Raw genomic sequence first — 11,009 nt, forward strand, 5'->3', positions numbered from 1 at the left:
ATGATTGCTTTCACTTGCGTGGGTTATTTCGCGTCCACACACTCGATGGAATCCTCCCCTTCCGGAGAGGCCGAACCATCGGATCTGACGATGATCACCTGAATGCAGGTAGCCTCGTCCGGGTTGGCGCTGACATCCGCCTGCGGAGCGGACGCCGGTGCGTAGTCCCCGCCGCCCCTGACCGTTTTCACCCGCCACTTGTACGTGTCGCCGTCCTTCGGTTGCGGATTGGTCCAGCTGAACCGCACCCTGCCCGAAGACCCCGCAACTCCGACCAGTTTCGTCACGTCCGGCACGGTGCCGTTGTCCAGCGCGTCGGCCGGTGCCTTGCTGATCACATCCGATGGCAGGACCTTCGGTTCAGGGGCGGAGGTTGCCACCACAACTCCCACGATCACGGCGAGGACCAGCAGTGCGCCGCCGGAAATGGCCATCCACAGGTTGCGCTTCCCGTGGTCGGCGGGAAGTTCCTCCTCGCACTCCCCCGGAAGAGCCGGACGGTTGACGGTGGCCGCAAGATCCGGATCCTGCCCCGACGGGGCGCGCAGCCCTGCCTGCACGTTGAGATCGGTTGGCGCCGGGCCGGAATGCTGAATGGTCGCATCCTCGTTGGCCGTTTCCGGTGCAGCCGTGCCGCCCCTGCTGCGCAGCATGGTGGCCTGCGCCCAGTCATCTCCTTGACCTGCGTTTGCTTCATTGCTTCGCCCGGGACTCCCGGGAACCTGTCCGCCGAAAAGCCGTGGCGCAGAGACCTGGGACCGTTGCGGGGCGCGGGGGGAGGCGGCCGGTGCCGGTTGGCCAGCCAGTGGACGCGTTCTCGCGGGAAAGGTCGGCGCGCTGCCGGTGCTTTCCGGATCGATGGAGGCGATGCTCCGGACACGGGTCTCTTCACAGCCGTCGTCGGGGTGGCTTTCGTCGTGGTGCTGCTCTTCGAGCACCTCAAAGGGAGTCACCGAAAGGTTCAGCTCGGCCTGAATCCGCTGCAGGGCAAGGGCAAAGGCGTGGGCGGAGGAATATCTGGACGCCGCGGACTTCGCCATCGCCGTCGAAAGCGTCAGCTCGAGCGACTCGGGAACGTCTGCGCGGCCCAGCCTCGGAACGGGCATGCCGGTGATCCGGGATATCAGCTCGCGTTGGGAGTTATCTGCGCCAGGCATGACGAACGGTGAGCGGCCGGCCAGCAGGGTGTAGAGCGTCGCGCCGAGAGCCCACACGTCCACCATGACGCCGTCAACGTTTCCGTCGCGGAACTGTTCAGGCGGTGACCACGGGATGGACATCCCGGCGTCTTCATCGGCGTCGCTGCCCAGGGTTCCGGAAATGCCGAAATCAGTCAGGGCAGGGCGGTTGTAGTCGGTGACCAGGATGTTGGCCGGTTTGATGTCGCGGTGCGCGATGCCGGCCCGGTGGGCGGTTTCGACGGCGGACGCCACCTGGATGCCGACGGCCAGGACTTCATCCACGCTGAAGCGCTGCCGGCGGTACCGGACGTCCAGGCTCGGGCGCGAGCAGTATTCCATGGCGAGGTAGGAGTGGCCGCCCTCAGTGACTTCGGCTTCGAAGATGGTCACGATATACGGGTGGGAGGACAGCTGGGCCATCAGGTTGGCTTCGGACTCGAAGCGGCGCCGGGCACCCTCGGTCTTCAGGTCCGAAAGCAGAACCTTAACGGCCACTTTTCGGCGCGGACGGTCCTGTTCGTAAAGGTAGACGTCGGAGAACCCGCCGGAGCCCAGCAGGCTGATGTAGCTAAAGCCAGGTATATGCGGCGGCGGCGCAACTGGGCGCTTGGAGCTCAAAGGATCTCCTCAAAACGCAGCGAAATGTCATCGCCCAGTTCCGCAATATCGCCGTCCAGGAGGATCGCCATTTCATTTTGCGCCAGGCGACGGGGCTGCTGGCCTTCCCGGACCAGGACTGTGCCGTTGGTTGCCTTCAGATCGCACAGCATCACGTGCCACCCCTCAAGGCGTACCTCCACGTGCGAGCGCGAAATGTCGCCGCTGGGGCTCGCCACCTGGACGAGCCTGGGCATCACACCGCCCTGGACCCTGGACACCGACGGCTGCCGTCCGATCACCAGAGACTGGTCAAGATCCACAACCTCGCCGGTGGACAGGCGCACCCGCCCCAGCCGGGGCCGCGGAACCTGCACTGCGTCGGCCGGCAATGGCATCCGGCAGCTGAAGCACCGTGAATTCGTGGACGGGTTGGCATGGCCCTGGGCACATACCCGGGCCAGAACCAGCGGGCAGGCTGCCTCCGAATCCGGAGCCGGGAGCCGTGCCTGATGGGCGGCCGTGCCGGCCAGATCGCTTTTCATGATGGTCTGGCCGTCGTGGTCGCCGTCGTTGTCGACTGGCCGTCCGGGCTGGTTCTGCCGGCGGGGCATGGGAAGTCCCGCCACCGGAGGGGCCGGAGTGGCCGGAGTGGCGTTGAAGGACGACGGCGTCCCTGGCCGGGGCGGGTTATCCCCGCCTGAATGCCAGGGAACCGAGTCGATCAGCTCTACGCTGGCCGGGGGCCGCGCGGCGGCTTCCTGAACGGGGAGGGGAGGTGTCTGCGGCAAGGATGCGCCGGCGTCTTCCGACGCCCGACCCGGATCGGGGCCGTCGCTGTCAGATCCGGCGGAGCCGGCCTCTCCGGCTTCTCCAGCAACAGGCTGCTGTCCGGCGGAGCCGTGCCCGCCGCCGTTTTCGGGTTCATCACGCACAGCGGCGTCCTCGATGCTGCGCACTACGGTTTTTTCCCACAGGTGGTCGTACGTCCCCGTATGCTCGTTGGCCGGAACAGCTGCGCGGGCTGGCCGGCCCAAGTCCGGATGGGCGTCGTCGTCGCTGACGCCCATCACTGTCTCTGCGGAGGCGCCGTGCTCGGTGCTTTCCGCGACCGGTTCATCCGTGGCCGGTTCATCCGTGACAGTGCCGTCCGAACCGGCAGCCGTTGAAACTTCAGCGGGCACTTCCTCGGCCGAAGGTTCAGGTGCGGAACCGTCCCCGGATCCTGCGGTACCTGCGCTGGCTGATTCCGGTGGATCCTCTGCTTCCTGCGGATCCTCCGTACCGGTAATTTTCGACGGCGGCACAACAGCAGGAGGCGGTTGTGACGGCAGCGCAGCGGACGCTGCCATGGTTGCAGGCCCAGGGGCGATTGCAGGTGCGGGGGCAGGTGAGGGGGCGGCGAAAACGGCCGCGGCGGCTTCCGGCGTGGCACCTGCTTCAGCTGACGCAGGGGAAGGACGGCCGCGGGCACCATTCCCGGCGCCCGCAACGGCCACCCTCAGCCCCTGGAGCAGCACCACCCCCTCACTCAGCGGAAGCTCCACACTGCCGGTGGCCTCGCCCGGCACAGTCAGGCTGTACCACTCCGGGGCCAAGAGCCACCGTTCGGTCCAGGTCGTAACGTCGCGGCCGTTGAGCTCCACCGGGCCAGTGGGCAACTGCACCGTCAGATCGATGTCGCCGCGCAGGAAAACACCCAGCGAGTCCTGGAAATCAACGATTCCGAACGGCGGGACCTTTGCCAGCGACACCCCGAAACTCCTGGTCACGGCATGGAGCACTTCATGGACTTCAGGCCCGGTTTCCAGAAGCTCCCAGAGCGATTGCACCAGGGCAGGCGTAGTATCCGCCCGCAGCACCACGGCAGTCCGTGATCGGACAATTCCAAGCCAGGAGCCGGAAATGTAGTTACTGGCGACCATGACCGGAGTCCTCGCTTTCGGCGGAACCTGATTCGGGTTCGTCGCTCTCTGCCGCATCTGTCCCGTCGGGGCCAGCGGCAGAGGAGTCAAGGTCCTGGAAATCCGGAACTTCCGTGCGCGGAAGTGTGCCCTCGTCCTCAGCAGAAGAGGAGGCGCGCGGTGCGGTGGTGGCAACGCCGGCGTCGTTCATCACGTTCTTGGCGTCAATCACAATCACAGTGACGTTGTCTCTGCCTCCGTTGCGGAGTGCCGCCTGGATCAGCGCATCCACCGCGTCCTGCGGGTGGCCCACTGTGCTGAGGATGCGGAACATGTGGTCATCAGTGAGTTCTGCGTTGAGACCGTCCGAACAGACCAGGATCCGGTCGCCTTCCTCCACCGGCAGAAGCCAGTAATCGGCCTCGGTCTCGTCGCCGGTGCCCAGTGCCCGTGTGACCACATGCCGGCGGGGGTGGACCGCAGCCTGTTCCGGGGTGATCTCGCCGGCGTCCACAAGTTCCTGGACTTCGGAGTGGTCCACGCTGACCTGCGCAAACTGGCCCTGGCTCAGCCGGTACGTCCGCGAATCTCCGATGTTCATCACCAGCCAATACGGCATGCCCATCTGTTCAACCACCACCACACCGGTGAGTGTGGTGCCGGCCCGTGCGCCGGCGGCCCTGCGGATGCTGTCGTCGGCCTGGATCAGATACTGCTGAAGGACAGCTGCCGTGGCCGTCCGCTCGCCCGTGGCAAGCTGCGGCATTCCGGCCAGAGCACGGACGCACATCCCGCTGGCAATTTCGCCCGCTTCATGGCCGCCCATGCCGTCAGCCACCGCAAACACCGGGTCAGAGGCAATAAATGAGTCCTCGTTCAGTTCCCGTCGCAGTCCTCGGTCCGTGCCATAGCCGTAGCTCAGACTGAGTCCCGGCTCGCGGCCGGTGGTGGGAGAGGAAGCGGCGGGCTGGGAATTCATGCCTGTCCTAAGTGGAAGTTGCGGTCACCGAAGTGGACGGTGGAACCTGGGCTGACGAACGCCGGCACGCCGGCACGCAGGGGCGTGCGGACGCCGTCCGGTGTGGTGACAGCGCTGCCGTTGGTGGAATTCCGGTCCGTGACCCAGACTCCGGCGCCATCCGTCAGGAGATGGAGGTGCGTTTTGGAGATGGAGCGGCCCGGATCCACAACTGCAAACAACTGCGCCTGCTGCTCCCCCGGGTGACCGTTCGGATTCCGGCCGATGAGAACGTTCCGGTCCAGCCGGAAGTCCCGTCCGTCGTCGAGCCTGATCCGCAGCACAGCCAGCGGAGCAGGCTGTTGGGCGCCGCCCCTCATCTGCGTGCGGTCGTGGTCATCGTCCAGGTGGGCCTGCGGCTGCGGGATTGCCTGCGGCGGCTGGACGGCCTGTGGCTTCGGGATTGGTTGCGGCTGCGGAGTTGACTGCTGAGCGGCGGCCGGCGACTGTGTGGCGGCGACCGGAGAGGAAACCTGCTGTATAGGAGGAAGATCCAGCGGCGCGAAGCTGTACGGGCCCTGGATGCCACCTGTGGCTATGGGATTGCGGCCGGCCTTGACATCGAAAACCAGGGTTTTGGCTGCGGCGTCGTGCCAGCCCCTCAGCTTGGCATTTTTATCCCAGGAATTGGAGAGCACCACCACGACAGCCCACGCGGCGCCGATGACCACCAACGGTCCCAAAATGAATAGAGCAGGATCGAACCATTTGAAAATGACCACAAAGATGGCGGCGATGACGGCCAGCAGAATGCCCCCTCCGGTTACGATCCCGCGTACAAAAACCCCGCCTGCGCCCGGCGCATAGCCGTCATTGTCCGCGCTGCGGATGCCCATGAGCTGGTTCCCGATGGTGTTGCCGGACCGGCCTTCCAGACCCATAATGACAGACATGTAGATCAGCACCAGCCCGATGGCGATGCCGCCGAAGAGAACCAGCGATCCCGTGTCATAAACGATGAAGCCCCCGCTCCGGGTGCGGGTGACGCCGGCGAAGCCGACGGCAAACATAGCCACCAGGACGACAAGGGGCCCCAGCCAGTCCAGTACTGCTGCACCGAGGCGTCTGCCTGCGGCTGCGGGAACCAGCCCTGAATTGGCTGCCATTCGAGTTCCTCCCCGTTGACCACGCCCAGCAGGCCCGTGGCCCGCCTGGCTTTGACCGGGGTAGCTGTGACCCGGGTCGCCGGCGCCGGAATCGGCGCTCCCTTGACCTGTCGCGGCCGGATCCGTCTGCATTACCGGGATATTACCGGGAATCTGGGTTCCGTGCGCCGCGGCCTGTTCCATCAGGGCATTCTGCGCATGGTCAACGTTGCGCATGCTTCGCGCCGCCCGGTTAGTGAGGGGGGCGCCACACGCGGTGCAGAAAGTCGCCCCCGGACGGATCAGCTGCTGGCAGCGCTGGCAGCGCTCGGCGTCAACGCTCATGGTTCCGTGTGGTTCTTCCTGGCGGGACGGTGCGGGTCCCGCGCAGCTTGAGCGCGTTGCGGCCGTCGGCAAGCAGGGAGCGGGGCGAGAACCGCGCCTGCTGGCGGCGCCAGAATCCGGCAGTTCCCGTCATTTCCTTCAGCGAACTGTCCACAATGGTCCAGTACTCCTGCACTTCCGCTTCGCTCGGCTGGCCGGCCCCGAAAATAGAGGCGTCAGCCCGGTTCGCCAGCATGGTAGTTGTGGCCTGGGTTTCCGGGAACGCGTCAGCAACCACCTCCGCGCTCTCACGCCGCGTGGCACGGGTGTCCACTCCGGCACCCATGTCGGTGGCGAGGCTGAGCACTTCGTTCCAGCCTCCGCCCACACGCTGGGCCGGGTGCCCGTCCACAAAGCGCGCTTTCCGTCGCCGCGACTTGAGCAGGGCGATGAGCAGCAACGGCAGGGCCAGAATCCCGAGGGGGATCAGTGCGATGCCGATGGCGCTGAGGAGCGGCCCCCAGAACAGCCACGGGTTGTTTTTCTTCTGATCCGCGTCCAACGCGTCCGGTGAGGAATCCGGCGGCAGGTCCGCCGGTTCCTGGGGCGGCGGCGGCGGCTGAAGGACCTGGGGTTTGGGCTTGGACTTGTTTTCAGGGTCCGGCGGGATGGGGATGTTGTCCTTGGGCGGTGTGGGATCGAAGGAAACCCAGCCAACCCTGTCGAAAGCCACTTCCACCCAGGCATGGACGTTTTTGCCCGTGATCTGCAATTCACCCGCCCCGTTTTCCGGGCTCGTGGGGTCCGGGTAGAAACCCATCACCACCCGCGACGGGATTCCCAGGTGGCACAGCATCAGTGACATGGCCACAGCGTACTGTTCGTCGTCGCCCAGCATCTGCTTGGCTGTCAGCAGGTTCCGGATGCGTGATGATCCGTGCCCGGAAACACTCGGCAGCTGCCCTTCAGTGACCAGCCCGTTACTGAAAGCCCCCTTCTTCTGGAAATGCGCCTCGATCTGCCTCACGCGGTCAATCGCGGTGGGAGCGCCGGCAGAGAGATCGTTGGCCTGCGAGCCCACCACCGGCGGAACTTCGGCAGCTTCAGGCAGGGTCACCTTGGCGAAGTCGTACTGGGTCAGCTGGCCGTGTTCGAGCTTGGCAGGATCTGCAACCTGGATGCTGTAGGAGTCTCCGCCGGACAGGCCCTTTGTGGTGACTGCGGTATCGGTTCCCGGGTTGAAGTACAGCCCGGAAGCTGCACCGGAAGTGTTCTGGCCGAAACTGATGCCCGTGGTCTTCCGGCCGCCGGGTAGGAAGTAGCCTTGGTAATCCTCGATCGTGATGTCAAGCGTGTAGTCGTTTGTGGGCACGATGCCCGCGGAGTCGGCAAGCGTATTGATCGATTTGGCATCACCCACCTTACTGAAGTTGCCGGAACCGTTCGGATCCATGTTGTAGTTGGTGCCGTTGAAGGCGTCGAGTGCTGCCAGCCGGACTCTCGCGTCCTTGGGCAGCCCCTCGACGAGAAAGAGGTTGTCGTCCTTTTTGTCCTTGACGAAGTTGCGGAAGCTCGCCAGCGGTGTGATGTAGTCCTTGGGATCGAACGGGGGCACGATGGCGTTGCGAAGAACCTTCCGGTCATCACTTGTGGTCAGCAGCGGCGACGCCACGGCCGTGATCCCCACGCTGGCCGCAATAACGGCGGCAGCGGTGGCAAGGCGGCGGATTTTCGCGCGGTTCGCCGTGGCGGCATCGCTCTGAGGCCGGTTGACGGACACCTTGCGGGCGTCGCTGCGGCGAAGCGCGTCCCGGCGGAACGTTGCCCAGGCGATGGCCACCACCGTCAGGGCAATGCCCCGCCCCACGGTGAGGAATCCGGCGTTTGTGCTGAACGCAATGCCCGTGACGAACAGAACCAGCACCGGGAGCAGCGGCCAATAGGGACTCTTCAGGCGCCAGATCAGCAGGCCGGCAAGCAGTGCCGTGATGAGCGAGCTGAGGAACGGCACAATAAGCACGCCGCCCGCGGTTCCCACCGGCACCCCTACTGTGAGCATGTCCTTCCATGCAAAGACGATGCCCAGCAATAGCGTCCGCAGCGAGTCAAGGCCGGGGATGAATCCGGCAATGGCTGCATCCGGCACTGCCAGTGCTGTCCCGAAGATCAGGTAGGCTCCCAGCGCCATGGCGGTGGTGATCAGCAGCCCAAGCGAGAAATACACGTTGCAGGCCGCGATCGCAAGGCCAAGGAGGATGCCGCCGAAACCGGCGATCAGGTAGGAAGCGTCACCGCCGAAACTGAGGCTGAATCCCAGGACACCCAGCCCGAGCAACGCTGTAAGTGCACCGGCGTCGAGCGCGAAGTGCCAGGCCTGGTGGCCGTCCGCGAAGCCGGACTGCGCGGCTTTCGGCTGCTGCCGGCGTGGGCGGAGGCCGGTTGCAGAGCTCATGCGGCCGCCTTTCTCAGGACAATGGCCAGATCGGACAGATCGCCCAGGGTCAGCACGGTCAGATCCGCGATGTTCGCCCGGGCCGGTGCGGCGCCCGCCTGCATCCGCACTGCGAGGCAACGGACACCCGGCGGCACCGAAGCAGACGCTGATCGAAGTTGTGTGGGGGTGACGTTGCTACCCACCACGAAGAAAACCACAGACGCGTTGGGAACCGTGTCGGCCAGCGTCCGCGCAAGGTCGACGGCGGTCTTGCGCATCGGGGCTCCAACGATCCTGGTCATTTCGTCCAGCATGTTGCGGCCGGTTTCGCAGCGGAGGGGTCCCTTCTGGGTCAGGACGTCCAGTTCACGTTGTTCGCGAATGGCCTGGCGGCCAATGGAGGCGGCAGCCGAGATGGCCATCTCGAACTCGTGCTCGGAAGAATATTCGTCCGTGTTGATTGACAGTGAGATTGCCAGGTGTGCACGGCGTGTTTCTTCGAACTGGCGCACCATCAGCTTGTTGGTCCTGGCGGTGGTCTTCCAGTGGATGTGTCGGCGGTCATCGCCCGGCACGTAGTCACGCAGGGCGTGGAAGGACACGTCCGCGCTGGAAAGGTCAGCAGTGGGCATGCCCTCAAGGTCACGAATGAAGCCGGCCGCGGATCCGGCCAGTGCCACCGTTTTGGGGTGGACGTACAGGTCCTCCGGCTCGGTCCACAGGACCTGCCGGCGCAACAGAAGAAGCGGATCGGCGCGGACGGAACGGACGGGGCCCACCACGATGACGGCCCGCCTGGCCGTAGGAATCGTAAAGAGGTCCTCGTGGACCTGCTGCGGCTTCATCCGCGGCAGGTGGAAGACCGCCGTTGCGGAGCCCACCGGAAGTTCGAGGGTGGCCGGCATCAGCGGCCGTGCTGAGGTGTTGGAAACTGCAATGCTTCCTACGGCGCTGTCACCCACAGCCACCCGCGTCCTGGCCAGGTCGAGCAGCACGCCGTATGAGGACCTGCCGAGGATGAACCCGACCGCAATGAGGAACAGCACAAACGCGGCCATGGCAGCGGCCTTGGCCTCTTGCCAGCCGTATGCCTGGCCGGCGGACCACAGCAGAATGGAGGCGCCGAGGACGGACCAGCCCAGGACACTGACGACGGACAGCACCGGCCACACAGAGCGGAGCCACAGGCCGCGAACTGCGCGCCAGGCAGGCGCCAGGGCCGCGCCGGCAGTGCTGCCGGCCTCCGCCCAGACTGCTAAGGGGTGGAGGCGGGTGGGCCTGCCATCCCGCAAAAAGGGCTGCCTCAGTCGTTCAGCAAGCCGGGTCAACGGAGTGTTGCTGGACATATATGGGCCTTTGTTCGCGCTGGTGATTTAGCTTGCCGGTGAGGGCGGGGAGTCCGTCAGACCGCGGCGCGCTGCTGTGGCGCGGCGACGTCGGTCATCACCCGGTTGAGCACGGCTTCTGGCGTGGCGCCGGAGAATTCAGCCTCCGGGTCCATCACAAAGCGGTGCGTCCAGACCACGGCGGCAAGGTCCTTGACGTCGTCCGGCAGGACGAAGTTGCGTCCCTGGCTTGCGGCCCAGACCTTGGCTGCCCGGACCATGGCAAGTGCGCCGCGGACGGAGACCCCGAGCCGCGTTTCCGGGGCGTTGCGGGTTTCCTCACAGAGCCGTGAAATGTATTCAAGCACGGCGGTGTCAACGTGTGCCGTGGCGGCAAGATCCGCCATGTCCGCGAGTGCCTGGGTGGTGATGACGGGGGACAGTTCCTTGGAACGGTCCTTGATGTTGGCACCGCCGAGGATCTGCACGGTGGAAGCGTGGTCCGGGTAGCCGATGGAGGTCTTGATCAGAAAGCGGTCCAGCTGGGCCTCAGGCAGCCGGTAGGTTCCTGCCTGCTCAATCGGGTTCTGGGTTGCCATCACCATAAACGGGCGTCCGGCCTCGTAGGTGACGCCGTCAACAGTGACGCGTGATTCCTCCATCACCTCAAGCAAGGCGGACTGGGTTTTCGGCGATGCACGGTTGATTTCGTCAGCCAGAACGATGTTGTTGAAGATGGGCCCCTTGTGGAACTCGAACTTCTGCGTTTTCTGATCATAAATGGTCACACCTGTGACGTCCGAAGGCAGGAGGTCGGGGGTGAACTGGATGCGGTTGTTGGAGCCCTGCACCGTGGCCGCCAGCGAGCGGGCCAGCGATGTTTTGCCGGTGCCGGGGGCGTCCTCGAACAGCACGTGGCCTTCGGCAAGCATGGCGGTGAAGGTCAGCCGGATGACGTGGGCCTTGCCGAGCACCGCCTGGCCGACGTTGGCAACGAGCTTTTCAAATGTTCCTGAGAACCAGGCAGCCTGCTCAGTCGTCATTGTCATGGGGTGGATCCTCTTCCGTTTTGGGTGTTTCCCTGTTTGGGTGTGACTGCGGGCCTGTTCGTCGGCTTCATCCAGCGATTAGTCTAAGTGAT

At 65.1% G+C, this 11,009-nt stretch carries 7 protein-coding genes and 1 pseudogene; all 8 read right to left on the bottom strand.

From position 1 onward, the window contains the following. Positions 1–23: 23 nt before the first annotated feature. Positions 24–1,799, bottom strand: coding sequence for a serine/threonine-protein kinase (locus tag V3C33_00695; GenBank protein ID XAS67893.1), 1,776 nt, complete (start codon positions 1,797–1,799; stop codon positions 24–26). After that, positions 1,796–3,703 (bottom strand): FHA domain-containing protein, encoded by a 1,908-nt coding sequence (locus V3C33_00700; GenBank protein ID XAS67894.1) that lies wholly within the window; start codon positions 3,701–3,703, stop codon positions 1,796–1,798. Before V3C33_00700 ends, V3C33_00695 begins: the two co-directional genes overlap by 4 nt. Beyond that, positions 3,690–4,661, bottom strand: a complete 972-nt coding sequence (locus V3C33_00705) for a protein phosphatase 2C domain-containing protein (GenBank protein XAS67895.1) — start codon at positions 4,659–4,661, stop codon at positions 3,690–3,692. Before V3C33_00705 ends, V3C33_00700 begins: the two co-directional genes overlap by 14 nt. After that, the gene (locus V3C33_00710; GenBank protein XAS69602.1) at positions 4,658–5,806 is read right to left on the bottom strand and encodes an RDD family protein; all 1,149 of its coding nucleotides are present in this window, start codon (positions 5,804–5,806) and stop codon (positions 4,658–4,660) included. The genes V3C33_00705 and V3C33_00710 overlap by 4 nt, the downstream gene beginning before the upstream one ends. Positions 5,807–6,049: 243 nt before the next feature. Beyond that, a pseudogene (locus V3C33_00715) lies at positions 6,050–6,130 on the bottom strand (zinc-ribbon domain-containing protein). Further along, on the bottom strand, positions 6,120–8,561 hold the full coding sequence (locus V3C33_00720) for a transglutaminaseTgpA domain-containing protein (protein ID XAS67896.1): 2,442 nt from the start codon (positions 8,559–8,561) through the stop codon (positions 6,120–6,122). The pseudogene V3C33_00715 and the gene V3C33_00720 overlap by 11 nt, the downstream one beginning before the upstream one ends. Then, positions 8,558–9,889 (bottom strand): DUF58 domain-containing protein, encoded by a 1,332-nt coding sequence (locus tag V3C33_00725; protein XAS67897.1) that lies wholly within the window; start codon positions 9,887–9,889, stop codon positions 8,558–8,560. Before V3C33_00725 ends, V3C33_00720 begins: the two co-directional genes overlap by 4 nt. Before the next feature lie 56 nt (positions 9,890–9,945). Beyond that, a complete protein-coding gene (locus V3C33_00730) occupies positions 9,946–10,917 on the bottom strand; it encodes a MoxR family ATPase (GenBank protein XAS67898.1) in 972 nt (323 codons plus the stop codon). Between the last annotated feature and the right edge of the window lie 92 nt (positions 10,918–11,009).

Source organism: Micrococcaceae bacterium Sec5.7 (assembly GCA_039636785.1).
Classification (GTDB): domain Bacteria; phylum Actinomycetota; class Actinomycetes; order Actinomycetales; family Micrococcaceae; genus Arthrobacter.